We start from the raw sequence: 24986 nt of genomic DNA on the forward strand, positions 1-24986 counted from the left end.
GCAGCCCTCAATTGAGAGCTGCTTTTCTGTTTCACGTGAAACGTTGAACTAAACTTTGTAGTATTCGCGGTACCAATCCACAAAAGCACCAACACCTTTTTCAATTGGTGTATTCGGCTTAAAGCCTACATCGTTCATAAGATCATCAACGTTTGCATAGGTAGCTGCTACGTCACCAGGCTGCATTTCCATCATGTTTTTAACAGCTTTTTTGCCAAGCTTTTCTTCAAGAACTTCGATGAATCGACCAAGCTCTACGCTGTTGTTGTTACCAATGTTGTACACACGATACGGAGCAGAACTGGATGCAGGATCTGGATTATTGCTATCCCATTCAGGATTCGGTGCAGCTGTTCTGTCTGTAACGCGAACAACGCCCTCTACAATGTCATCAATGTAGGTGAAGTCACGTTTCATTTTACCATGATTGAACACGTTAATCGGCTTACCTTCAAGGATAGCTTTAGTGAACAAGAAAAGCGCCATATCTGGACGACCCCATGGGCCATACACAGTGAAGAAACGAAGACCGGTTGTAGGCAATCCGTAAAGGTGGCTATAGGTGTGCGCCATAAGCTCGTTTGCTTTTTTGCTTGCAGCATAGAGGCTAACCGGATGGTTAACGGCCTTATGGGTATCAAAAGGCATGTTTGTATTCAAACCATATACTGAACTGGATGATGCATACACAAGATGCTTAACGCCGTTATGACGACAACCTTCGAGGATGTTGCCAAAACCAACAAGGTTAGCATCAACATATGAATCTGGATTTTCGATTGAGTAACGAACGCCAGCCTGTCCCGCCAAGTTTACAACATGGGTAAACTTTTCAGCGGCAAACATCTCGCGCATTGATACGCGATCGGCAAGATCAAAATTAGCGTGGCGGAAATTTGGATTAGCAATGAGAGGGGCGATACGATCTTTCTTTAACTGAACGCTGTAGTAATCGTTCAAGTTATCAAGACCAACCACAGAATGACCTGCAGCAAGAAAACGCTGGGATAGTGCAGAGCCGATAAAACCGGCAGCTCCAGTTACAAGAATATGCATTCAAAGCTCCTAACGGTGCTGTAATGTTTATGTAATCCGAGCTGCCGGCTTGGTAGTCCTTGTGCTCAGAATTATTTATTGTCAGTTGGTTCAACGCCTTTTTGTGGCATGAGTTTGGTCACAATGTCTAGTGGTATTGGAATCAGAGTTGCCCCAGCATTGCTGGACATTTCCTGCATGGTTTGCAGATAGCGCAACTGCAATGCCTGAGGATGGCGAGCAATAATTTCTGCGGCTTCGGAAAGCTTTGTTGCTGCCTGATATTCACCTTCTGCATTAATAACTTTCGCTCTACGCTCACGCTCTGCCTCAGCCTGTTTCGCCATAGCGCGCTGCATTTCCTGCGGCAAATCGATATGTTTCAATTCAACAGAGTTAACTTTAATACCCCAAGGCGCGGTCTGTTTATCGAGTAAATCCTGAATCTGCATATTCATCTTTTCGCGATGCGCCAAAAGCCCATCAAGCTCAGCACCACCACAAACACTACGTAATGTGGTCTGGGCAAGCTGTGATGTAGCAAAGAGAAAATCTTCAACTTCAATGATGGATTTTGTAGGTTCGACAACTTTAAAATATACAACCGCACTTACCTGAACAGATACGTTATCACGGGTAATAACGTCCTGAGATGGAACATCCAGAGTTAATACACGTAAAGAAACACGAATCATTCGGTCAATCACAGGAATGAGGATAATAAGCCCCGGCCCCTTGGAATGAAGAACGCGGCCAAGACGAAAAACAACTGCCCGTTCGTATTCGTTCAAAACTCGAATCGACAGGACTAAGAAGACCACAATAACACCAATTATCGCTGAAATCGTATACATAACTTCTCCTGTTTACTTTTAATTTTCCAAATTTATTCGATATCAATGGTCACAGTCAGTCCGTCAATGGACTTAACGATCACAAGCGATCCGTTTTCCAATTCAAGCCCATCAGGATATTTTTCTTTCTCTACTTTTGCAGACCAGAGAGTTCCGTATATAAAAACTTTCCCTTTTGTACCTTTCCACGAAATTACTTCAGCTTTTTCACCAATCATCGTTTCCAGACCACTTGCTGGCTTTTTCCTCAAAGCTTTTGCTGCGAGATATGCAGTCCCGCTCATAATTACAGCAATAGATCCTGTTGTTCCGAGGATAAGTGAGATTGGCAACGCCATATGCCCGCCTTCTTCCGGGAACAGAATCAATGACCCAATAAGGAGCGCTGCTACCCCTCCCATAGATAGCAACCCGTAGCTCGTAACTGTGATTTCTAGAGCAAAAAGAACAATACTGAATAGGATAAGAAGAAGACCTGCTATATTTGTTGGAAGAATAGACATGGCGTACAAGCCAAGAAGTAAGCAAAATGCACCGATAATTCCCGGAATCATAGCTCCGGCGTGTGTAAATTCGATAAAAAGACAGGCAACGCCTGCAAGCAGCAGCAGGTACGCAATCTGTGGATCAATAAGCCATGACAGCACATTGTATCGGAATGTTGGTTCGTATTCGACTATCTCCAATTGATCTGGAGAAAAATGTACTGTGCCATCAAGTGATACAATTCCGTGCTTGCCGGCTTGAATAAGGAAATCCTGTACAGATGGTGCAACCACTTCCACAACTCTGGCAGTAGCTGCCCGTTCGCTTGTGATTGTCGTACTGCTCCGCACTGCATCTTCGTACCAATTTAAATTTCTGTTTTGCCTTGCTGCTACGGTACGAATAAGACTGACAAGATCATTCACAACTTTTTTGCTCATGGTCGAATCAATATTTTTGCCTCCGACATCAACAGGTGACGCTGCTCCCATTGTTGTCTGTGGAGCCATCCCTGCAAACGAAGAAGCAGCGACTATAAATACACCTGCACTGGCAGCACGGGAACCACGAGGTCCAACCCAAACCAAAACTGGAATGGATGAGTTCAACATTTCTTTTACAATGTCCCGCATGGAAGACACAAGACCCCCCGGAGTATCCAACTGAAGCACTACAAACTGAGCCCCTACTGTTTCGGCTTGACGTAGGACGCTTTCAGTTAACTCTACCTGTGCTGGCCCGATTCCACCCTCAATTGAGTAATGCAAAACTTTCACAGTAGAATTTTGCTCATTTTGAGAGGTCTCTATGGGCGATTTTTCTTCAGCAGATAGAGTGTTTGTTTGCAAAAAGGCTAAAAACGCCGCAAACAGGCTAATAATGGCAATAAAACGCAAATGGCTCATTTTGACCCCCTATATAGGAGCTAAAGAGGAATAATTCCTAAGAACTATTACAATAGTAATTCTATTACGAGATAATACCAGTATGGGAGAAAAATAAATTGTTTTTTATAAATAACAAAAAAGCTTCACGTGAAACACGCCCAAAAAAACTCCCCCTTCTTAAAAAGAAGAGGGAGTTCATAATGAATGACTAAATAATGAAAAACCGCGATCAGTATTTTAATTTGACCACTTCACAACAGAATAACAAAGAAGAGGGAAATTCCTCACGAGGAAAAAATCCCTACAGCTATTTTGTCAATCGGATCGCAGTTCGAAGATATGCAAACACAGGTGCGAGCATATTTGGCGATCGAACAAGGTAATCAACATCCGGCAGCGCGATAACTCTGTGTCCGAGAAACTGTGTAAACAGATACGGACGCAACGTGGAATCCGGCATAAAGCTTTTTAAAGCTTTTGATCCGAAGACAACACTATATCGCGGTCGCAAACGTCTAAGTCCTGCAAGAAAAATTTCCGGTGCAGGTGTTAAATCATCTGCCACTTCACCACTTGCTGCAACTGGCCAGAACGAACTGGTTCCGCGCGGAAGGTTAAGACTGCTAATAAGCTTTTTCAACACTTCACGGCGTTTCGGATCAGCATGTCCTGAAAGATCGTCGCCAAGAGCCCAATATGTCCAAACAACCGGACTTGGAATTTGAACCTTGCTCCAATAATTCTGCCACTGCTGCGGCCATTCTTCCGGCGATTTATTGGTCGGATGAATAACAAGAGACGGCATGGCGCGCGGTGGCACCGCTGGCGTACGTTGTGCCTGCTGGGCAGGGCGTTGCGGACGCTGCTGTGATGCTTGGGCAGAAGGTGCCGCCTGTGGCTTTTGCTGGGGCTGTTGTTGCGATTGCCTTGGTGCTGGCTGCTGTTGAGTAGTCTGTTGGTATTGCTGTGGTGCCTGCTGCGCAGGCGCAACTGGAGACGAGACAGGTTGTACAGCTGGCGCTGGCTGTGCAGAAGCTGCTGCTTGTGCGTCAGTCATTGCCTGTGCAATGGAACCATCCTCATCAAAAAGAAAGCGAAGTCCGGCATTATGCCATGGACGTATTTGTTCGCTAAGAACTACAGTTGAAGCAGCCAATCAAAAACTCTCCATGCAACTTCCGGTTTTGGGGCTACTGGCCAATCTTCCTGCCTGCCGTTTCGATCGGCAATACAGACTTCATTGGTCGCAGATCCGAATCCGGAACCACTTTTAGCAACATTATTTCCAACAACAATATCAGCGCTCTTTGCAACAAGCTTCTTCTTAACATTCTCATGAATGTTGTCAGTCTCTGCTGCAAATCCGATAACCCGCTGGTCATCGCGCTTTGCATTGCCGAGGGTTTTAAGAATATCTACTGTCCGTGTAAAGGAAACAGTGAGATCATCTCCACCCTTTTTAAATTTAGAATCACCAAAAGGCACTGGAGCATAATCTGCAACAGCTGCTGTGAACACACCAATGTTCATATCTTTCCATAAGGAATCAGCAACTTGGTACATTTCAGCAGCACTGGTTACGTCGTGGCGTGTAATGGCAGACGGCAACTCCGGAGTACCAGCTCCGCATATTGCATGAACATCTGCACCACGCAACCACGCGGCAACAGCAAAAGAAGCACCCATTGTTCCGGATGAAGGATTAGACCAAAAACGCACACCGTCCCATTTTTCACGGGTAGGCCCAAGCGTAATCATAACGGTCTGTCCAGCCATATCCTGTGGTGACATGGCGCGAAGTCCGTGCAAATAGATATCTTCAACAGGCGCTAAACGCCCCTGTCCTTCTTCCATGCACGCGGTGCGTCCGCATCCCGGCTCAACAATCACATGCCCGCGTCGACGCAGCTTTTCTACATTTTCCTGCGTAGCTGCATTGTGCCACATGCGTGGATTCATTGCTGGTGCAATCACCAACTTCTCTGGAAACGCTAATGCCTGACACGAAAGCATATCGTCTGCCAGACCGTTAGCAAGACGCGAAAGGGTTGTGGCAGAGGCAGGAGCGATTACAAAGGCATGACATGCTTCACCCGGCATGAGATGCCCGAAAACATCATCACCCACGGGATACATTTTAGAAAAAACAGGCGATGCCCCAAGAGCTTCATAGCTAAGGGGCGTAATAAACTGCTGGGCAGAATCTGTAAGAGTAACTCCGACATCTGCACCGCTATCTTTAAACATTCTAAGTAAGTCTAGCCCTTTATATGCAGCGATTGAACCGCTGATACCAATATGCATACGCTTACCAAGAAAGCCTGTAAAAGCTGTATGTGGTTTCACTAGCTATCCAATCCTTCTTCAGTCAGCATATCTGATACCGGCGCTACGGAAGTTTTCGGTCTTGGAGTACTCATTGAAGATGATTTAGGCATATCAATAAATGGAAGTGGCTTTTCCATCGTCATAGAATCCTGCTCTGGACGCGGGGAAACCCAAATTTCCAAATCAGTACTAAATGAGCTTGTGTCAGTAATATTCACAATAGCAAAACGGGTTGGTTTGATAAAAAGCAGTAAGGTGCGCGGAGAGGCGAACTGGAAACGCAGTTCCCATCCATCTTGCTGCATAGTCGTGATCATCGCATTTGTAAGCGACATAAAATCGACATTACCGGAAAAAACTAGCACACCAGTTTGTTTGTTACCCATACCATGAACAAACATCTCGGATTCATCAGCTTTCATCTCGGTAGGAACACGAACATCTGGGAAGTTGTAGTACATGAATTTAGATTCAACTGGCGCTTGAGCTCCACCTGTAGGCTGCGCTGATCCGGATTTATTCGCAAGAGAACAACCGGATAGCATCACGCAAAGAGCTACGATGGAAAAAAATAGACGGGCTCGCATTGGCCGCTCCTTTATGATTGAGTCTTATAGAGTTCAGGTGTAGGCACATGGAGTGCACATCATGTATATAATGTTACGTGGGATATGAATAGCGCAATGCAAGATAAACCGCAATTTTCCACCATCCCTAAATAACAGAGAATGGATTATTAATAATGGAACGCGATAGCCACTGTACCAAAAAAGATTTACAGACAATTCCTGATGATTTCAGGCTTTCAGCATATACGTACGAGCTCCCTGAAGATCAGGTAGCTCAACATCCGTCCGATAAGCGCGGCAGTTCTCGTTTATTTGTTATCGACAAAGAAAGCGGCGAGAACCATGCAGCAATGTTTTCAGACCTTGGTAAGTATCTACCAAAAAATGCATTACTTGTAGTTAATAACTCAAAAGTGCTGCCTGCTCGTCTGTTCGGAAACCGTCCATCCGGCGGTAAAGTAGAATTTCTTATGCTTACCCCGCTCCCGCTGGTTAAACCAGTAGAGCAAGGTGAGTGGAAAAGCGCCACTGTTGAGGGCCTTATGCGTATGTCTAAACGCGTAAAAGTAGGCACCAAAGCAGAATTTGGCGATGATTTGTGGGTTGAAGTCACAGAAACCGCTGAGTTTGGACGTTGCGAAGCAACCATAAACTGGCGTGGTGAACTGAAAGACCATTTCTTACAGCAAGGGCATCTGCCGCTGCCTCCGTATATTAAACGCGAGGACACCACAGCGGATAAAGATCGCTATCAGACAGTTTACGCAGACGATAGCCAACTTGGTTCCGTTGCTGCGCCAACTGCCGGTCTACACTTTACTGAAGAAATGCGTGAGCAGCTTTCACAAAACGGAATTGAATGGGCAGAAGTAACTCTGTACGTTGGGTACGGAACCTTCTCACCAGTGCGTTGTGATGATATTCGCGAACACGCGATGCACAAAGAATTTCTTGAATTGTCAGAAGAAACTGCACAAAAGATTGCCAAGGCAAAAGCAGAAGGTCGTCCAGTTATCGCAGTTGGAACAACCTCTTCCCGTGTATTGGAAGGCGCTTTTAGAGAAGTAGGCAGCATTGCACCGTTCAAAGGGTGGACAAATATCTTTATCTACCCCGGATACAAATTCAATGTTGTGGATCACATGATCACTAACTTCCATTTGCCGGAATCTACGTTGCTTATGATGATTAGCGCATTCGCTTCAAAGCAGCGCGTTCTGGATGGGTACGCCGATGCCATATCACAAGGCTTCCGCGTATTCAGTTACGGGGATTCAATGCTGATTCTCTAACCATTTGAAGATGTTTATTATAATGGGTATTGTAATACACTCCCACTTTTGACATAATTGTCCGCGTTACTCTATAAACAAGCCGTTCGTTGCGAACTAACATACGGCAAAATATTGATCTTACTTATAAAGTCGAGGTGAACACATGGCGCGCGTTGAATTCCGCGAAGAACGGTGTAAGGGCTGCATGCTCTGTTCTACCGTTTGCCCAAAGAAAATTATCTGCCAGTCCTCCCGCTTTAACCAGCAAGGGTATAAAGTGGCTGAGGTAAAAGCAGAAGACATGGAAAACTGTACAGGTTGTACTTCCTGTGCGCTTATTTGCCCTGACCTTGTTATCAAGGTCTATCGCGAAGAGAAAAAGGAGAAGTAGCCATGTCCGATACAAAACGTATTTTCATTAAAGGTAACGAAGCGATGTCCCGCGGCGCACTTGCCGCTGGTTGTACCTGTTACTTCGGCTACCCTATTACTCCACAGAACGATATTCCTGAATTTCTTTCTACCGAAATGGCAACTGTCGACGGTGAATTTGTTCAGGCTGAATCTGAAGTTGCAGCAGCTAACATGCTTCTCGGTGCTGCTGCTGGCGGCGCGCGTGCAATGACCACCTCTTCTTCTCCGGGCGTATCTCTCATGCAGGAAGCTATTTCCTACATGGCAGGCTCTGAGCTTCCAGGTGTTATTGTTAACGTTAACCGTGGTGGCCCGGGTCTTGGAGACATTGGTTCTTCTCAGGGTGACTACTTCCAGTCTACCCGAGGCGGCGGACACGGTGATTACCGTACCCTCGTTCTCGCTCCAGGCACCTGTCAGGAAGGCTACGATATGATGATCGAGGCATTCGACCTCGCATTTAAATACCGTAACCCTGTTCTTGTTCTCGCTGATGCTATTGTTGGCCAGATGAAAGAACCGGTAACCCCTTGGGAACCGAAAGCTGCTGATAACCACGGCGCAGAAGACTGGCGCATTGATGGTGCAAAAGGTCGCAAAAAACGTCTGCTCAAATCCCTCTTCCTCGAAGATGGTGCACTTGCTGGGCAGAACCGCAACCTTCAGTCTAAGTATGAAGCAATGCAGGTAGAAGCACGCGCAGACGTTTTCGAATGCGATGATGCAGATCTCGTAATTGTAGCATTCGGCTCCATTGGCCGTATTGTTAAATCTACAGTTCGTCGCCTGCGTTCCGAAGGAAAAAAAGTTGGTCTGGTACGTCCTCTTACTCTGTACCCGTTCCCATCTGAAGTACTTCGCGATCTTGCTAAAAAAGGCAAACGCTTCCTTACTATTGAACAGAACTGCGGCCAGATGGTAGACGACGTACGCCTTTCAGTACGTGGTATTGCAGATTCCGAATTCCACGGTCACATGCCAGGCGACCTCCCTGGTTCCGATGACTTCCTCGCACCTATCATCAAGTATTTGGAGGACTAGGGAATGTCTGAAAAACTCGTTTTCGACGCACCTGAAATCATGGTTGACCGCCCTACGCATTACTGCCCGGGTTGTCATCACGGCGTTGCACACCGCCTTGTTGGTGAAGTGCTTACAGAAATGGGCCTTGTAGACGACACCCTTTGTGTTGGCTCCATTGGTTGTTCCGTATTTATCTACAACTACCTTGATGTAGACGCAGTTGAAGCACCACACGGTCGTGCTCCTGCAGTAGCAACCGGCCTTAAACGCGCACATAAAGACAAATTCGTTTTCACCTATCAGGGTGACGGCGACTTGGCTTCTATCGGCCTTGCTGAGATTGTTCATGCTGCTAACCGTGGCGAAAAAATCTCCGTAGTGTTCGTTAACAACACCGTATACGGCATGACTGGTGGTCAGATGGCTCCTACAACTCTCGTAGGCCAGAAAACCACTACTTCTCCTAACGGTCGTTCTGCTGATGAACACGGCCTTGCTATCCGCATGAGTGAAATCATCGGTGGTCTCGGCGGCACAGCTTACTGCGAACGCGTATCTCTTGACTCTGTTAAGAACATTCGCCGCGCTAAAAAAGCTCTGCGAAAAGCGTTTGAAATGCAGATTAACGGCACCGGCTTCGGTTTTGTAGAAATGCTCTCCGCATGTCCTACTAACTGGAAAATGGACCCAATCGCTGCAAACACTCGCATCACTGAAGAAATGATTCCTTACTTCCCTCTGGGAGTATTCAAGGATGTGACCAAGGACGGGGAGGAATAGCATGTATCAGGACGTTATTATCGCCGGCTTCGGTGGTCAGGGCGTTATGCTCATCGGTAACCTGCTCGCATATGCAGGTATGGAAGCAGGCTCTGAAGTTACTTACATCCCAGTTTACGGTCCGGAAATGCGCGGCGGTACTGCAAACTGCACCGTTGTAATTTCTTCAGACGACATTGGTTCCCCGATTATCCAGAGCCCTAAAGCTCTGATCATCATGAACCAGCCTTCTCTCGACAAATTTCAGCCTAAACTCATCGACGGCGGCATTCAAATTCTGAACTCCTCACTCGTTGATGCAGCAAAAGCTGAAGACCGTGTAACAACCTACACAGTGCCAGCTAACGAAATTGCCGATGGCCTCGGTAACACTCGTATGGCAAACATGGTTGCTCTCGGCGCATACGTGCAGGCAACTGGCTGTGTGCCATTAGAACAGGTTAAAGAATCTCTTAAATCTGTTATTAGCTCCCGCTACGGTCACTTGATCCCTAAAAACGCTGAAGCTCTTCAAGCTGGCGCGGATCACGTAGCAGAGCAGATGAAGTAAGTTACCCTTACTTCTTAGCTTGAAATAATGAAGCCCTCACACCAATGGTGTGAGGGCTTTTTTTATGGACAAATACTTTATTGCCTCCGGCGGGCAGGGCTTTGCCCTTGCATCCCACAAGGGGACGCGTCCCCTTGACCCCGATTAGGTATATATCTTTTTTAGCGAATAAAAAAAGGGTGGAGTTTTTAACTCCACCCTTTTCGTCTTTATGAAAGGTAGTGATGCAAAAGCCGCGAGGGTATCTTAAACAAAGAAAGACCTCGAAACTAAAAAGTTTTGAAGGGGGTCTGGGGGAAACTTTTTCAAAAGTTTCAGCCCAGCCGCCGGAGGCAACCCAGTATTTATCTAAGGCTTTCTCAACAACGCCACGTAGAAATATTCGCCGTACTCGCTATCGTCTGGAGTATTCCATTCTTTTTCGAGCGTAGCTTCTGGATGACGTTCAAGGAATGCCTGAACCTGTTTTTCGTTCTCGTCTGGGTTAACTGTGCAGGTCATGTAGACGAGCAGTCCGCCCTCTTTGAGGACAGAGAATGTGTTCTCCATGATTGCTTTCTGAACATCTACGAGATCTGAAATACCTTCGGTTGTGCGATGGTAACGCACATCTGGACGACGAGAAAGAGTACCGAAACCGGAGCATGGTACATCTGCAATAATGGTCGCTGGCGGCTCTTCTTCAAACGGAGAACCTTTCTTTGGAGACTCAGCAGCAGACATAAGAAGGGATTCTGGTGGATACATTGCAAGTCGCTCTGCTTCTTCGCGAAAAGCCAAAAGGCGTTTGCGTGAAGTATCGGAAGCGAAAGTAACGTCCACATCTTGTTCGAGCAGCGCGTAGGTTTTACCACCACGTCCGCAACAACAATCCCAAACTGGTCCATCCCAAGTTTCCGGAAGAGCTTCGCGCAGAACTTCCTGCGATGCCATGGACTGACGGGAAACAAGACCGTCATTGATCATGGTTTTCAGCTCTGCTGGCTGGGAACCTGCTGGATACATTACACCGTAACCAATAGTCTTGGTGCTTTTGCCGTCGTCTGAAAGCTCGTTAACGAGATCCATTCCGGCTTCAAATGTCTGGTTAACGCGAATACCGAGCGGTGCATGCTTCTGAGCGTTTGCGAGAAGAATCTGGGTACGTTCTGCGCCGTATGCATCCATCCATGAAGTAACAATCCACTCAGGCATGGAATGCCATGCTGCCAAGAGTGCGTTGTCTGACATGCCTTCTTTACGAAGCGATTCCATGTCGTGGACTTTATCACCCATACGGTCGAGGTTACGCAATACAGCGTTTGCCAGTTTTCCGAGACCTAATGAGAAACGTTTTTTTACGTACCCTACACACCAGTCAACGGATGCGTAGACAGGAATACGGTCAAGGTAGAGCATTTCGTACGCTGCAAGCCCCATTACACTAGCGGCTTTTTTAGGCAGTTTCGAACCATCCTTCAGGAACAATCCTAAAAGAGCTTCAATACGCCCTTTGTAGCGCAAAAATCCATACACCAGCTCTGTACACAGAGCAGAGTCCTGTGCAGTAATCTTCTGGTTGTTGAGCTGGTAATCCAGCGCTGCCTGAACGTCGCGGCCTTTATCTAAAACCTGTGAGATAACTTCAAGCGCAACCGAACGAGCTGGCGGTAATGCTGAATCTTTAAGTCTTACCATATATATTCCTTGAAAATTTCTTTCGTTGTGTCTTTTAACACTTTGTATCAGCGTGACCGAATGCAGCTTCGAAAAGCAACGGAGGCGCTGGATTATTGATGAACATACGCAAAGCGCGTTCCATTGAAAGCTCCGGCACGGTTGTATCAAGACACGGGCCGCACGGACGTTCATTCAATACGCCATACACAGGGAGCGGATATGTATCTTGGATACCAGAAGTAAGATCGCGCTCACATGCCACGGCAATAATAAATTTTGGTCGCTCTTTCACCACAATACGACGGGCGATTGTGCCGCCTGTCGCAATGGCAAACTTTACGCCGTAATGATCACGTAATTTGAGCAGCATAGCCACGGGACAACGCCCGCAGCGCTTACAGTTATCAACATTGTAGGAAAGGCGCAGCGAACAGTCGCTTGCCTGCAAACAATGCGGCGTAAGAATTAAAATATCGCTTGCTTCGAACTTACCGTTCTCTGATCGCACTAATTCATTATTCACACGGATAAACGACTGCCGAACTTTGGACTTTTGTATGCCAAGCAAACGGGCAAACATCGTCATTAACGGCAGGAATATTCGAATCGTCAAACCACGCATTTTAGCACTTCCAAGCACGGCTCTGCCTTTAAGAATCTGCAAAACAAGCCCGAGGGTTGCCCAGCTGATGCAAAAAATAGCCGAACCGAAAAGAAGGCCGAAAATATACGGTAATGATGGATGAATATTAGAAAAACCAATGAACGGGATAATCCAGCCTGCAAGCAAAATTACACACAGCAAAACAGAAGTGCCCGTAATTAAGCCAATAAATAGCCTTTTACGAGCTCCGTAATACCGTTCTGGATTATCGAGATCTTTTTTATGAAACAGCATTTTTTTCTTTATTTTAACAAAGCCCTTCACCTGAACAGGTTGCATCATCGCACTGAGCAAGATACCCGCAGGCAAATGCTTTGGCGTCCATCACTTTTTTATTCGCAGGACGCAATTTACGCACTAAGTACGTACGGTCAGCGGTTGCGATAGCAATAGCGTCATCCTGCAATCCAAGTACTGTCCCCGGCTTAACATCTTCTTCAAGATCAGGACCGATTGTACCCGGTTCAATAGCAACACGGATAGACTTCTTACCGGCACGTTCAAGGATAAAATATCCACCCGGCCAAGGAGAAATACCACGTAAATGTGCATGTAATTCCAAAGCAGATTTACTCCAGTCCAACAGACCGTCTGCTTTAACTAATTTTGCAGCATGGGTAGAACGATTATGATCCTGCACTTTCGGGTGCAAATCGCCAACAACAAGCTTTTGCAGTGATTCAACCAGCAATTCGCCGCCGAGCACCGCAAGTTCATCATGCAGGGTGCCCGCTGTATCGTCAATGCCAATAGCAAGCGCACGCTGTAGCAGAATAGGCCCTGAGTCCAAGCCCTTTTCCATCTGCATGATGGTAATACCTGTGACAGGATCACAGTTCATGATTGCGCGTTGGATAGGCGCTGCGCCACGATATTTAGGCAACAAAGATGCATGAACATTAATTGCGCCATGCGTTGCAATATCAAGCACACGCTGTGGAAGAATAAGTCCATACGCAGCAACAAGAAGAACATCCGGCTTGAGTGCTTTAAGCTGCTCAACATCCGCATCTTCTTTAAAATTCAACGGCTGATAAATATCGAAGCCTTTTTCAAGGGCGAGTGATTTTACAGCAGAAGGCTTGCACACCTGACCACGTCCGCAAGGACGATCCGGCTGTGAATACACGCCTACAACTTCAGCTCCATCCCACTGAGAAACACGGTCAAGAATTGTTGCCGCTAACTCAGGAGTACCCATGTATACAACGCGAAGTTTACTTACCGCTTCTGCCATTTCTTCACTCTTTTGTCGTACATGGAACGTTTAAGACGGCTGATTTTATCGATAAAGAGCACGCCATCAAGATGATCAAGTTCATGCTGCAAACAAATAGCAAGAAGGCCATCCGCTTCAATAGTAACGTCATTACCTTCCAAGTCCTGCGCCTTAACGACTACAGTCTCTGAACGCTTAAGCTTGGTACGGTAACCTGGAACTGACAGACACCCTTCTTCAGAATCACAAGAGCCATCTGCAGAAAGAATAACCGGATTAATAAGTGTCATCAATTCGTTACGAACTTCAGGGCCGGATACGTCGATAACAACAAGACGATGCAGCGCACCAACCTGCGGTGCAGCAAGGCCAACACCCTCTTCTTCGTACATGGTTTCAACCATGTTCGCAGCAAGCTCTCTAATTTCTTCGGTAACTTCTTCGACAGGCTTGCTTTTTTCTGCAAGGCGGCTGTCCGGGTAATGTAATACTTCGCAAATCATATATATCTCCTCCCAGTCTCTCTTCGACCGGAACGGTTGTATGCTCTGTCTTCAAAAAAGACAATTTAACACTCTAAAACTTTTTGCCTACGGAAAAGACGTCTCCGACGGGCTGGAGGGCTCCGCCCCCAACACCCCCGCAAGGGAGCACTGCCCCCTTGACCCCATAAATATAACTAGAGTTACATCCTGTAATAGAAGGAAATACTCCTAACATAATTCATTGGGAAGGCTCTTTTTAGCTATCGAAAGCAATTCATTTTATTAATAGCCATACCTCTTTTAAACATAAGCACGATTTTACTCGCTGAAAAGGTATGTACTGTATCCCTTCGGAGGCTCTCCAAAAGGCAATATATTTTCAATAAATAGACAATCCTCTCACCCCCCTTACTATTTTTCAGGAGGGGGAGTGCAGAGGGGGAACCTCGTTTTTTTAAAAAACGGGGTTCCCCCTCTGCCCGCCGGAGGCAAAAAATAAATCTACCTAAATCAGTAAATTTATTTCTGTAAATTCTTCAACCTGAACTCCACGACTCGCGGGTTCGGGTAGGTATCGCGAATTTCCTGCAACAGAGTTATAGCCTTTCGCGGCTTTTCCTGCTGTTCATAGATATCTGCAAGCAGCAACTTAGCACGCGCCATGAGTGTTACTTCGACGCCCTCATATTGCAACAAATTATTCAGGTTCTGTTCTGCTTCAATATAATTACCGAGATAGGCATACGCCTGTGACAGGTCGTAAATACAGTATTGTTTGTGCTCAGGGTTATTATACTCAAGCTCGCGACAATCTTTAAATGCATCCACTGCCAGCCCGTAATCACCGCGCATAAGATACGCTTTGCCGAGGTTTGCGTAGGCTGTGGCTTCTTCATCGATTGTAACTTCAGGAGCACTTAATAACTGCGACCAAGCTACTGTTGCTTCAGACCAGAGCCCGCTCTCTATAAACATATTCCCTTTGCTTATGAGAATTTGTCTGTAACGTACGGAGTCACCTGAATATTCCAGCAACATTGCATCGAGCAACTCGATGGCTCTATTTTTATTTCCCCGAACTGTGCCGGTAATTTCAACAAGACGATTCCAGACCTTCCAGCGTTCTGCACCGTCATAATTGTCTCGCAGGTAGCGTTGATAAAACCGCTCTGCTTCCGTGTACTCTTTATTAATAAATGCTTTACGAGCTCTGGAAAGTTCATCCTCAGTCTCCGACTGCATGCAGCCGGAGATGAGGATGATTACCATCACAAGAAGCAAGAGAACGCTTCGGTTCATTCGCTATTCCTGATCGTCCTGCTGTTGTTCAAGAACACGGTCAAACCCAACAACATGTCCGCCTTTGGCCATATTAACCAGACGTACACCCTGTGTTGCGCGACCTACAGAACGAATTTCTTTAACTCCCATGCGGATAACTTTGTTATCGGAAGTCAAAAGAATCAGTTCATCTTCAAGGAGTACCGGAATTGCGCCGAGCACTTTACCGGTTTTCGGTGTTACCTTGAAGTTGATGATACCTTTACCGCCACGAGTCTGGATACGGTAAAGATCAATACGGGTACGTTTACCGTAGCCGTTTTCTGCAACAGTCATGATTTCGCAATCAGTATCTTCACGCAGGGTTACACAAGCTACAACCTTGTCTTCGCCTTTGAGAGCAATACCTTTTACGCCGGTTGCGGAACGACCCATTGCACGAACATCGGTGCATGAGAAACGAATAGCAATACCGGATGCTGTTGTCAGAACAGTCTGACAGCCGTCGTCAACTTCACGAACCATGATCAGTTCGTCATTTTCTTTAAGACCAACAGCAATGATGCCGGTTCGACGGCTTTTCTTGTACAGTTCAGCGCTGGAACGCTTAACCATGCCGTTCTTGGTAGCAAAGAGGAAGAAACGATCCGGCTCAAAGTCACGTACGCACAGAACTGTTGTGATCCACTCGCTGTTTTCGAGCGGCAACAAGTTCGCGATATGTACGCCTTTCGCAGTACGGGAACCTTCTGCAACCTGATGCACCTTCATCTGGAACATACGTCCCTTGTTGCTGAAGAGAAGCAGATGCTGATGGTTGGAGGTAGTCAGGAAGTCCTGAACAAAGTCTCCGTCACCTGTATGCAGTCCGGCAATACCTTTACCACCACGACGCTGAGCGCGGTACACTTCAAGTGTAGTACGCTTAATGTAGCCACGACGGGAAAGGGTAATTACTACGTCATCGTCAGGAATGAGATCTTCGATTTCAATACCGTCGAGTTCATCGAACTCAATAGCGGTACGACGAGGTGTAGTGTATCTTTCATTAATATATTCAAGCTCTTCACGAATAACACCACGAAGTACTTCTCTGTTTTCGAGAATAGATGTGAGGTATTCGATCAGTTTCAGAAGCTCGGTGTATTCTTCAAGAAGTTTTTCGTGCTCAAGGTTGGTCAGACGCTGGAGGCGCATATCAAGAATGGCCTGTGCCTGAACATCTGAAAGTTCAAAACGTTCTTTAAGAGCAAGTTTTGCATCCTGTGCATTGGAAGATGCACGAATAATTTTAACCACTTCATCAATGTTATCGAGTGCAATACGCAGACCTTCGAGAATGTGTGCGCGTGCTTCTGCTTTACGCAGATCGTAGCGTGTACGACGAATAATAACTTCGCGGCGGTGATCAAGGAAGTGAAGCAACGCGGTGCGTAAGTTAAGAAGTTGTGGTTTGTTGTTATAAACAGCCAGCATGTTGATACCGAAGGAAGTTTCCAGCGGAGTAAACTTGTACAGGGAGTTAATAACAATCTCAGGAATAGTACCGCGCTTCAGGTCGATAACAACACGAATGCCTCTACGGTCAGATTCGTCACGAAGATCGGTGATACCTTCGATTTTGCGATCGTTAACGAGAGAAGCAATTTTTTCTACCAGTGAAGACTTGTTGAGTGCGTAAGGAATCTCTCTGATAACGAGAGACTGAAGTCCTTTTTTGCGATCTTCAATTTCAAGCTTACCGCGAACTTTAACAGTACCGCGACCAGTATTATATGCATCCACAAGACCTTTACCCGCGTAGCAGAAACCGCCGGTCGGGAAGTCAGGGCCTTTTACGTGCTCCATAAGCTGGGACACGGTGGTGTCTCGGTCTTCAAGCAGAAGAAAGAGTGCGCCAATCAATTCGCCAAGGTTATGTGGCGGGATGTTGGTAGCCATACCAACCGCAATACCGGAAGTACCGTTAAGCAGTAAGTTAGGCACCTTGGTAGGTAGCACACTTGGTTCGAGAAGAGTGTTATCGTAGTTCGCACGGAACTCGACAGTTTCTTTTTCGATATCGCTAAGGAACTCACCAGCAAGACGGGACATGCGTGATTCAGTGTAACGCATTGCCGCTGCGGCATCGCCGTCGATGGAACCAAAGTTACCCTGGCCGTCAACAAGCGGATCGCGCATTGCGAACGGCTGCGCCATACGTACCAACGCATCGTAAACAGCAGAGTCACCATGCGGGTGATACTTACCAATTACGTCACCGACGATACGGGCAGATTTTTTATGGCCACGGCCGTAAGAGTTGCCCAGCTCATGCTGTGCATACATAATACGTCTGTGTACCGGCTTAAGACCATCTCGGGCATCCGGAATAGCACGGCCGACAATAACACTGAGGGAATACTCAAGATATGCTTTCTTGAGTTCCTCTTCGATAGTAATTTGCGGTTCTAGTGACACGTACCTCTCCTAAATATCCAGTTCCTGCACGTTAAGCGCATTTCGTTCAATAAATTCACGGCGCGGCTCTACTTTGTCACCCATGAGTTTCTCAAAGGTTTCACTTGCTTCTTCCGCATCATCAATTGTGACCTGCAAGAACACACGGTTTTCCGGGTTCATAGTAGTTTCCCACAACTGATCAGGGTTCATCTCACCAAGACCTTTGTAACGCTGTACATTCAACCCTTTGCGAGCTTCCTGCATAACGGTATCTACCAGATCGAGTACGTCATCCACTTCGGACACATTGTCTTTACGACGTAAGGTGAAGTTTAAGCCACCACACATGCTGCGTAGATCGTCAAAGGCAATGTACGGAATCTTGTACATTTTGGAGTTGAAGAACTCTGTACCGATACGGGTACGGTGTCCGTTCAAATCTTCAAAAACGAGGAAGGTACGGGAATCAATCTCGTCCTCTTCTTTCTCGATAGCTACGGAATAGCCACGCTCTTCGAGCAGAGTGCCAAGTCCGTTAAGCTTTTCTTCTTCGAAGTTTTCAGGGAAGAGACGCTTATCGTGATCAAGGAAGGCACGGAAAAGATCATCTTTAACGCCCACATTCTCTACCTCACGCATTTTTCCTTTAATGGAACGCACGGTAGCTAAAAGTCCTTTAAGGTCCTCACCGGCGAATTCTACGCCATTAGCGCCTACAATAACGAGGTCTTTAACTACGCGTTCGAGAAGGAACGTTGTGAGCTCTTCATCATCTTTAATGAAACGCTCAAAACGGGATGCATGTGCACGGTACAATGGAGGCTGTGCAATGTAGAGGTGACCACGGCTAATAAGTTCGCGGTACTGACGGAAGAAGAAAGTGAGCAGCAGCGTACGAATGTGCGCGCCGTCCACGTCCGCATCTGTCATAATAACGATCTTATGATAGCGGAGTTTATCGTAATCAGTATCTTCTTCACCGATACCTGCACCCATTGCGGTAATCATCGCCTTAATCTCTTTGTTCGCGAGCATCTTGTCGAAACGTGTTTTTTCAACGTTCAAGATTTTACCACGAAGAGGCAGAATAGCCTGCGAGTTAGGGTCACGACCCTGTTTCGCAGAACCACCCGCAGAGTCACCTTCCACGATGTAGAGTTCGGACTCTTCCGGCTTTTTAGACTGGCAGTCAGCAAGTTTACCCGGCAGTGAGTTATCGCCGAGAGCACCTTTACGGCGCACAAGGTCTTTTGCTTTACGCGCAGCATCACGAGCACGAGCCGCATCAACAGCTTTTTCAATTACTGTACGTGCGTCTTTCGGGTTTTCTTCAAAATAAGTCATCAGCTGTTCGTACACGAGGGTAGACACAATACCGGCAACTTCACTGTTACCAAGTTTTGTTTTTGTCTGGCCTTCAAACTGCGGCTGAGGAATTTTTGCGCTGATAACGCCGGTAAGACCTTCACGAACATCATCACCGGAAAGCTTTACTTTGTACTTACGCGGTAAATCTGCTGCCTGAATGTAGGCATTGATTGCGCGGGTAAGTGCTGTTTTAAAGCCCTGAAGGTGAGTACCACCCTCTTTAGTGCGGATGTTGTTACAAAAAGTCAGTAAGTTTTCTTTGTAGCTGGCATTGTACTGCAATGCGTACTCAACAAAGATATTTTTATGAGCTCCGGTACCATTACCGTTACCGTAGATGATGGAATGCATTCCACCCTCGCCGGTATTCATATCTTTAACAAACTGCTTAATGCCGCCTTCTGCTTTGAAAACAGAAGATTCACCGGAACGTTCATCGCTAAACGCAATCTCAAGACCGGAGTTCAAGTACGCGAGTTCTTCAAAACGTTTTTTAAGCGTTTCAAAAACAAACTGATTGGTCTCAAAAATTTCTTCGTCAGGACGGAAACGGATGGTTGTACCACGGCGTCTTGAATTACCGATCTCATCAACGCCGGTAACAGGTACACCACGCTCGTAGCGCTGCTTGTAGCGGGAACCATCTCTGTCGATGATGACTTCAAGGTATTCTGACAACGCGTTTACACAAGAAACACCAACGCCGTGCAGGCCGCCGGATACTTTGTATGCGTCGTTATCAAATTTACCGCCTGCGTGCAGAACAGTCATAACAACTTCTACTGCAGGACGTTTTTCCTTCGGGTGCATATCAACAGGAATACCACGGCCGTTATCTTGAACAGTTACGCTGTTATCAAGATGGATCTTTACTGTGACCTTGTCACAAAATCCTGCCATGGCTTCATCAATGGAGTTATCAACAACTTCATATACGAGATGATGTAAACCGCGAACGTCCGTGCTGCCGATATACATCGCAGGACGTTTACGAACCGCGGAAAGTCCCTCAAGAATTTGAATACTGTCCGCAGTATACTGACTCTTATTAGTCATTAAACTTCTTCCTCGCTGTAGTAAGTCTCTTCTACAATCTTCATTGGCATAATAATCACTGTGTATTCAGGATCGTCACTACCGCGTAAACCACATGGGCCTTCTGTACCGGTAAGGATAAAGGTCAACTTTTCGGATTGGTAGTGATTGAGGATTTCGATCAGATTACGTGTCGGGAACGCGATTTTTTCTATATCACCAGAAACTTCTGCGTCCACGTATTCTTTTGCTATGCCTACTTCCTGTCCCTGAGATGCAAGCTCCACTTCACTGCCGTTAAAGGTGAAGTAGGTGCAGCGATTGTTGTCTGTGTTGAAAATGAGGAGACGGTCAAGTGCGTCGATCATAAGTTTACGATCAACAGAAAGCTTGGTCACATCATCACAACCCAGACGGGATAAGAATGAATTGTAATCAGGATACTGGTAGTAAGACAGAGGAATAGTGAAAACCTCACGCTTATCGCCAGTACGGAAGAAGAGACGTTTATTATCAATATTCAACTCGATTTCGTCGCCACCGAGCCATTTTTTAAGTTCGTTCAGATATTTCTTCTGTAAAAGAATACCGTCTTCTGGAAGCAGTGCATGTAGTTCATCATTAAGGAAACGCTGCATTGAGAACTGGTGTCCGTTAAGACCGCAGGCTTCAATGTATTGGTCTTCCTTTGGTTTGATGGAAAGACAAGCGATCGCTTCCATGGTGTCTTCATCAGAAATACAAAAAGAAATTTTATCGATTACTTCCTGAAGGAAGTCTCCTGACCAGTAAACTGAATTTGCTTCAGGGAAATCTGAGAAGTTCTGAAACCAAGTCGCTTCGTTTACAGGAAGCTTGTAACGCTTTCTTCCCTGTTCAATAAGAAGGTTCTTGCTGTCTTCTTCAAGACGAAGAGTGATTTCGCCTGTAGGCATTTTCTTAACCAGATCAACAAATGCTCTGCCTTGAACTCCAGCCAGTCCTTCCTCTGTTACCTCTGCTGTATAGTTACCGCTGAATTCAATATTTGAATCAGTGGAAAAAATCTGCAGTGTACCGCCTTCGGCTCTAAGCCAGATGGAACGTAAGTAGGCTGCTCCCGTCTTGGCAGGAATGATATTCGCAGCTTTCAGGAGACCGTCAATGACGTCTTCTTTAAATACTTTTAAATACATATGATCTCCTTGTTATTGTTGTAGGGGGTGTCACTATGTTATTAACTGTGATAAGTGATTGATTTTGCATAAATTTTCTGTGTCACTTTAATTCACCCGTTAGTAACCGGGTGCGCGTAACTGAAGGAGTGTTTTTTATTTCGTGGCAGTTAAGCACTTTTCCTTCAGCTCGTTTATTAAAAGTTTCGTATCTTTGTTCGTAACTATAAATTTCTTAATTTTATTAAATGCATAGATAACTGTAGAATGGTCTTTTCCGCCGAACATTCTGCCAAGTGCAGGATACGAAGAACCAAGCAGTGTACGGGTCAGGTACATGGCAACTTGTCTGGCTAGTACGATTTTCTGATGTCGTTTTTCACTCAACAAATCTTTCGTCTGTAGCATGTAGTGTTCTGCTACCACCCCTATAATAATGTCAGAGGTAAGCGGATTGGATTTCGTATTATCCGTGTGTTCGATAATCTGATTAAATTCATATTCAGATACTTCAGTGTGCATAAGGTCTTTAAATGCCGCCAATTTAAGCAGCACACCCTGTAACAATCTAAAGTTATCAAAGCGCTGGCAGAGTAGAATGATCTGATCATTTGTCAGCTTTATTTGATTATCTTTCAGATGGTTGGTGGCATATTTTATTCTGATGTCCATATCCTGCGGCTTCAGTTGAGCCAGCAGCCCCCACTCCAGACGGGAGCGCAAGGTGGGCAGCAAAAAGTCATGTGCAGTCAATCCATCCGTACAACAGAATACCATCTGCTTATTATTGTCATGGAATGCGTCAAAGAGCGCTATCAACTCTTCTTGTAGAATTGGAAACTCTTCCAAGCGTTGCAAATCATCCAGCAAGAAAAAATCTTTCTGAACAATATTTTTGCGCATCTCGAATCGGGCGCCGGGGCTGCCGTCCTGATACAACGCAGCAAGATCTTCAACGTTCCCTAAGAACATTGAATTTTCTCCGCGATGTTCGATGATTGAGTGTGCAATAGCACGCAAAAGATGGGTTTTTCCGCTTCCGGAAGGGCCTGCAATAACTAGCGGATTATATTTTGGGGAAATATCCGCTTTGGCCACTTCCTTAGCACTCGCAACAGGAAACACATTCTTGGCGTTGTGCAAAAACGTATCGAATGTGAACTGATTATTGAGCATTGTACGACTAATTACCGGTGCTGTTTGCTCTTGCACAGCTGCACCTGATGTAGGCGCTGCTTGTGTCGTTGTAACAGGTGTAGGGTCCGAAAGAGGAGTGTCATACAACACAACCACTTCAGGACTAATGTAATCCCGTACAGCCTGTTCCAGAGCAGCTTTTCCGTGTGTAGTGAACCATGAGGAAAGGCTACAGATACACTTTTTTCTACATCACCATAGTGTATCGTGAGGGGGTCGAACCAGTTACGCAGATCCTTTTCAGGATACTGCTGCTCGAGGAAATTTCTCAGCCCGTTTTTCAGCAAAATAAATATACTACTTCTGGTTGGTTATTAGCAAAATTTGCCGCGTAATTTTATGTATATAAAATCAGGCAACGTAACCTTAGTTATATATCAAAAAACAAAGGGTAAGCCAAGCAATCGCCGTTCTGAGCCTGTTTTTTTCGACAACGTGAGTCATAGGCTATCTTCCCCCGTTTCAAGGCATTCTGCGGGTGTTATGGTCGAAATAGACCAGAAGGCTAAAAAAAATCATAAAAATAATTCTTACGATTATTGTTTGTAGCCTGCTTTGTCGGGGACTTTTGAGTATTTTTACTTTACTGCCTCCGGCGGACAGGCGGGCTCCGCCCCCTGTACCCCCGCAAGGGGACACTGTCCCCTTAACCCCTTTTACGGGGCTTTTTTTATAGGAGTGATCTCCCTTTTTATTATCGTAGGGGGAATACTTAGTTGTTTGGATTTTGTGATGAACCTTCTCTTTAGTTGTTAGGAACAAGTTATGTACAAAGATAAATGTTCGTAAAATGTTGTTTGATTTCTCTTTAAAAAAAGTGAGATGTAAAAGTTACGAACATTTTCCACTAATAGGAGTTATGAACACTTTGTAGATAATGTCTCCGTAGTAGCCAATTGAAATATGTTGCAGTACAACTGCGGGATACAAAATTTGAATATTCGAATGTTTTGCGTGAACACGAATTTTTGTCAGCCCTAAAAGGGGGCAAGGGGACAGTGTCCCTTTGCGGAGGTACAGGAGCCGGCGCTAGTCAACCGTTAGCGCGTCTGCGAGCGGTACGGGAACAAGTGCCCTTGGGGTGCGTCCGCTTATCCGTCGGAGACAAACACGCATCGCAGCCCTTCAGAGATAATTTGTCGGAGCTAAGAAAGGATCTACATGGGACAGGTTGAGTTTGTTACGGTAACGCCGGAGGAAGCCGGTCAGAAATTGTTGCAGTTTTTGCAACGCAGAGTTGATAAAGATGTTCCTAAAAGCGCGATTATGCGCTGGATCAGAACTGGACAGGTGCGTGTAAATAAAGGACGAGTGAAGCCTTTTGTTCGATTGGAGCTGGACGATATGGTGCGGATTCCGCCCTATACTATTGATGAGTCATCGCCCTCTTCTGATCATAGAAAAGAGGAACTGAGTTCTGCACAAAAAAATATTGAGCTAACGATTGTCGGTGAAGCTGATGGGTTGCTTGTTTTGCACAAGCCAGCGGGTTTACCGGTTCAACCGGGAACAGGTCATACTGACGCTGTCACTACACGCTTGAAATTAAAATACGCAGATGCCCCTTTTTGTCCGACGCCTGCTCATCGATTAGATAAAAATACATCCGGCCTGTTGCTGGTTGCGACTAGCTATACCCGCTTGCAGGAATTGCATGAACTTTTCCGTAACGAACATGCGCTGGGTAAGCATTACCTTGCATGGGTTGAAGGTCGTTGGGAACATTCCGAAACAGTGCAGCTTCATGATCAGCTGAGCAAACAGACGCAGGAAGATGGCAAAGAACGCATTGAGACCGGTGATGGCAAAGATTCACTTTGTACTGTTACCCCTCTACTCGTAACGGATAAAAAATCTTTGCTGCATATATCATTACAAACAGGACGTACGCATCAGATCCGCGTACAGCTTTCCAGTAGAAATCATCCTATTATCGGGGATATCAAATACAACGGTTCCCCGAATCCGCAGGGAATGCTTCTGCATGCATGGCGAATTGTTTTGCCTACAGAGAAATTTATTTGTTTACCAACATGGGAACGCCCTTTCGATGTTGGAAATGAACTTATCGATAAAATTTAAATTTACTGGCTTAAAAAAATAGCGAAGAAATATATTTTTTTCACCGTATCTTTTTCCAATCAGATTTTTAAAAGTAAATTTTATATATTTAATAAATCTTTTGCACCCCCACTCCTTAAAAGTCCCAAGGTAGTGGTTACTAGCCGCGAAAAAATAATAAAAAACGTGCTGAACTCGCGAAGAAAAGTTTTAGGAGATTC

At 45.8% G+C, this 24986-nt stretch carries 21 protein-coding genes; 6 read left to right on the forward strand and 15 right to left on the reverse strand.

Annotated elements, in window-relative coordinates; genetic code table 11:
* Positions 1-48: 48 nt before the first annotated feature.
* From ACZ5V1_RS14655 to ACZ5V1_RS14680, 6 genes are all read right to left on the reverse strand, one after another.
* Entirely contained in the window at positions 49-1056 is a 1008-nt protein-coding gene (locus ACZ5V1_RS14655; protein ID WP_464389459.1) for an NAD-dependent epimerase, read from the reverse strand.
* Between the two features lie 71 nt (positions 1057-1127).
* Positions 1128-1889 (reverse strand): slipin family protein, encoded by a 762-nt coding sequence (locus tag ACZ5V1_RS14660; RefSeq protein ID WP_464389460.1) that lies wholly within the window; start codon positions 1887-1889, stop codon positions 1128-1130.
* A 32-nt stretch (positions 1890-1921) separates the two neighbouring features.
* Positions 1922-3280 carry an NfeD family protein gene (locus ACZ5V1_RS14665; protein WP_464389461.1) on the reverse strand — a complete coding sequence of 453 codons (1359 nt, stop codon included), beginning with the start codon at positions 3278-3280 and terminating at the stop codon, positions 1922-1924.
* A gap of 289 nt (positions 3281-3569) precedes the next feature.
* Positions 3570-4418 (reverse strand): hypothetical protein, encoded by an 849-nt coding sequence (locus tag ACZ5V1_RS14670; RefSeq protein ID WP_464389462.1) that lies wholly within the window; start codon positions 4416-4418, stop codon positions 3570-3572.
* Positions 4400-5608, reverse strand: a complete 1209-nt coding sequence (coaBC, locus tag ACZ5V1_RS14675; protein ID WP_464389463.1) for a bifunctional phosphopantothenoylcysteine decarboxylase/phosphopantothenate--cysteine ligase CoaBC — start codon at positions 5606-5608, stop codon at positions 4400-4402. The genes ACZ5V1_RS14670 and coaBC overlap by 19 nt, the downstream gene beginning before the upstream one ends.
* The gene (locus ACZ5V1_RS14680; RefSeq protein ID WP_464389464.1) at positions 5608-6177 is read right to left on the reverse strand and encodes a hypothetical protein; all 570 of its coding nucleotides are present in this window, start codon (positions 6175-6177) and stop codon (positions 5608-5610) included. Before ACZ5V1_RS14680 ends, coaBC begins: the two co-directional genes overlap by 1 nt.
* Before the next feature lie 155 nt (positions 6178-6332).
* Between ACZ5V1_RS14680 and queA the strand changes: the two genes are divergently transcribed.
* From queA to ACZ5V1_RS14705, 5 genes are all read left to right on the forward strand, one after another.
* A complete protein-coding gene (queA, locus tag ACZ5V1_RS14685; RefSeq protein WP_464389465.1) occupies positions 6333-7451 on the forward strand; it encodes a tRNA preQ1(34) S-adenosylmethionine ribosyltransferase-isomerase QueA in 1119 nt (372 codons plus the stop codon).
* Positions 7452-7596: 145 nt separating this feature from the next.
* Complete coding sequence (locus ACZ5V1_RS14690) at positions 7597-7824, forward strand: 4Fe-4S dicluster domain-containing protein (RefSeq protein ID WP_020001130.1); 228 nt, start codon at positions 7597-7599, stop codon at positions 7822-7824.
* A gap of 2 nt (positions 7825-7826) precedes the next feature.
* Positions 7827-8888 carry a 3-methyl-2-oxobutanoate dehydrogenase subunit VorB gene (locus ACZ5V1_RS14695; RefSeq protein ID WP_464389466.1) on the forward strand — a complete coding sequence of 354 codons (1062 nt, stop codon included), beginning with the start codon at positions 7827-7829 and terminating at the stop codon, positions 8886-8888.
* Between the two features lie 3 nt (positions 8889-8891).
* A complete protein-coding gene (locus ACZ5V1_RS14700; RefSeq protein WP_464389467.1) occupies positions 8892-9650 on the forward strand; it encodes a thiamine pyrophosphate-dependent enzyme in 759 nt (252 codons plus the stop codon).
* A 1-nt stretch (position 9651) separates the two neighbouring features.
* Complete coding sequence (locus tag ACZ5V1_RS14705; protein WP_464389468.1) at positions 9652-10200, forward strand: 2-oxoacid:acceptor oxidoreductase family protein; 549 nt, start codon at positions 9652-9654, stop codon at positions 10198-10200.
* A 348-nt stretch (positions 10201-10548) separates the two neighbouring features.
* Here ACZ5V1_RS14705 and ACZ5V1_RS14710 read toward each other — a convergent pair whose 3' ends face one another.
* From ACZ5V1_RS14710 to ACZ5V1_RS14750, 9 genes are all read right to left on the reverse strand, one after another.
* Positions 10549-11877 (reverse strand): transcription antitermination factor NusB, encoded by a 1329-nt coding sequence (locus ACZ5V1_RS14710; protein ID WP_464389469.1) that lies wholly within the window; start codon positions 11875-11877, stop codon positions 10549-10551.
* Positions 11878-11911: 34 nt separating this feature from the next.
* On the reverse strand, positions 11912-12757 hold the full coding sequence (locus ACZ5V1_RS14715; RefSeq protein ID WP_464389470.1) for a DUF116 domain-containing protein: 846 nt from the start codon (positions 12755-12757) through the stop codon (positions 11912-11914).
* A 13-nt stretch (positions 12758-12770) separates the two neighbouring features.
* Positions 12771-13760, reverse strand: a complete 990-nt coding sequence (gene fmt, locus ACZ5V1_RS14720) for a methionyl-tRNA formyltransferase (protein WP_464389471.1) — start codon at positions 13758-13760, stop codon at positions 12771-12773.
* Positions 13745-14245: a peptide deformylase gene (gene def, locus ACZ5V1_RS14725; RefSeq protein ID WP_464389472.1), complete on the reverse strand. Its 501-nt coding sequence runs from the start codon at positions 14243-14245 to the stop codon at positions 13745-13747. The genes fmt and def overlap by 16 nt, the downstream gene beginning before the upstream one ends.
* 501 nt (positions 14246-14746) lie before the next feature.
* The gene (locus ACZ5V1_RS14730) at positions 14747-15526 is read right to left on the reverse strand and encodes a tetratricopeptide repeat protein (protein WP_464389473.1); all 780 of its coding nucleotides are present in this window, start codon (positions 15524-15526) and stop codon (positions 14747-14749) included.
* 3 nt (positions 15527-15529) lie between these two features.
* Positions 15530-17968, reverse strand: a complete 2439-nt coding sequence (gyrA, locus tag ACZ5V1_RS14735) for a DNA gyrase subunit A (protein WP_464389474.1) — start codon at positions 17966-17968, stop codon at positions 15530-15532.
* 9 nt (positions 17969-17977) lie between these two features.
* Entirely contained in the window at positions 17978-20374 is a 2397-nt protein-coding gene (gene gyrB, locus ACZ5V1_RS14740) for a DNA topoisomerase (ATP-hydrolyzing) subunit B (RefSeq protein ID WP_464389475.1), read from the reverse strand.
* Positions 20374-21528 carry a DNA polymerase III subunit beta gene (gene dnaN / locus ACZ5V1_RS14745; protein ID WP_464384634.1) on the reverse strand — a complete coding sequence of 385 codons (1155 nt, stop codon included), beginning with the start codon at positions 21526-21528 and terminating at the stop codon, positions 20374-20376. The genes gyrB and dnaN overlap by 1 nt, the downstream gene beginning before the upstream one ends.
* A 135-nt stretch (positions 21529-21663) precedes the next feature.
* Positions 21664-22719 (reverse strand): DnaA/Hda family protein, encoded by a 1056-nt coding sequence (locus tag ACZ5V1_RS14750; RefSeq protein WP_464389476.1) that lies wholly within the window; start codon positions 22717-22719, stop codon positions 21664-21666.
* Positions 22720-23865: 1146 nt separating this feature from the next.
* Between ACZ5V1_RS14750 and ACZ5V1_RS14755 the strand changes: the two genes are divergently transcribed.
* Complete coding sequence (locus ACZ5V1_RS14755) at positions 23866-24786, forward strand: pseudouridine synthase family protein (protein WP_464389477.1); 921 nt, start codon at positions 23866-23868, stop codon at positions 24784-24786.
* The last annotated feature ends 200 nt before the right edge of the window (positions 24787-24986 follow it).

Source organism: Halodesulfovibrio oceani subsp. galateae, assembly GCF_055397225.1.

What these genes read in the sequence shown, in the direction of transcription:
- ACZ5V1_RS14655 (WP_464389459.1), bottom strand. Translation starts at nt 1,056, where the DNA reads ATGCATATTCTTGTAACTGGAGCTGCCGGTTTTATCGGCTCTGCACTA.
- ACZ5V1_RS14755 (WP_464389477.1), top strand. Translation starts at nt 23,866, where the DNA reads ATGGGACAGGTTGAGTTTGTTACGGTAACGCCGGAGGAAGCCGGTCAG.
- ACZ5V1_RS14715 (WP_464389470.1), bottom strand. Translation starts at nt 12,757, where the DNA reads ATGCTGTTTCATAAAAAAGATCTCGATAATCCAGAACGGTATTACGGA.
- ACZ5V1_RS14730 (WP_464389473.1), bottom strand. Translation starts at nt 15,526, where the DNA reads ATGAACCGAAGCGTTCTCTTGCTTCTTGTGATGGTAATCATCCTCATC.
- def (WP_464389472.1), bottom strand. Translation starts at nt 14,245, where the DNA reads ATGATTTGCGAAGTATTACATTACCCGGACAGCCGCCTTGCAGAAAAA.
- ACZ5V1_RS14695 (WP_464389466.1), top strand. Translation starts at nt 7,827, where the DNA reads ATGTCCGATACAAAACGTATTTTCATTAAAGGTAACGAAGCGATGTCC.
- queA (WP_464389465.1), top strand. Translation starts at nt 6,333, where the DNA reads ATGGAACGCGATAGCCACTGTACCAAAAAAGATTTACAGACAATTCCT.
- dnaN (WP_464384634.1), bottom strand. Translation starts at nt 21,528, where the DNA reads ATGTATTTAAAAGTATTTAAAGAAGACGTCATTGACGGTCTCCTGAAA.
- ACZ5V1_RS14690 (WP_020001130.1), top strand. Translation starts at nt 7,597, where the DNA reads ATGGCGCGCGTTGAATTCCGCGAAGAACGGTGTAAGGGCTGCATGCTC.
- ACZ5V1_RS14710 (WP_464389469.1), bottom strand. Translation starts at nt 11,877, where the DNA reads ATGGTAAGACTTAAAGATTCAGCATTACCGCCAGCTCGTTCGGTTGCG.
- ACZ5V1_RS14660 (WP_464389460.1), bottom strand. Translation starts at nt 1,889, where the DNA reads ATGTATACGATTTCAGCGATAATTGGTGTTATTGTGGTCTTCTTAGTC.
- fmt (WP_464389471.1), bottom strand. Translation starts at nt 13,760, where the DNA reads ATGGCAGAAGCGGTAAGTAAACTTCGCGTTGTATACATGGGTACTCCT.
- ACZ5V1_RS14700 (WP_464389467.1), top strand. Translation starts at nt 8,892, where the DNA reads ATGTCTGAAAAACTCGTTTTCGACGCACCTGAAATCATGGTTGACCGC.
- ACZ5V1_RS14665 (WP_464389461.1), bottom strand. Translation starts at nt 3,280, where the DNA reads ATGAGCCATTTGCGTTTTATTGCCATTATTAGCCTGTTTGCGGCGTTT.
- gyrB (WP_464389475.1), bottom strand. Translation starts at nt 20,374, where the DNA reads ATGACTAATAAGAGTCAGTATACTGCGGACAGTATTCAAATTCTTGAG.
- ACZ5V1_RS14705 (WP_464389468.1), top strand. Translation starts at nt 9,652, where the DNA reads ATGTATCAGGACGTTATTATCGCCGGCTTCGGTGGTCAGGGCGTTATG.
- ACZ5V1_RS14680 (WP_464389464.1), bottom strand. Translation starts at nt 6,177, where the DNA reads ATGCGAGCCCGTCTATTTTTTTCCATCGTAGCTCTTTGCGTGATGCTA.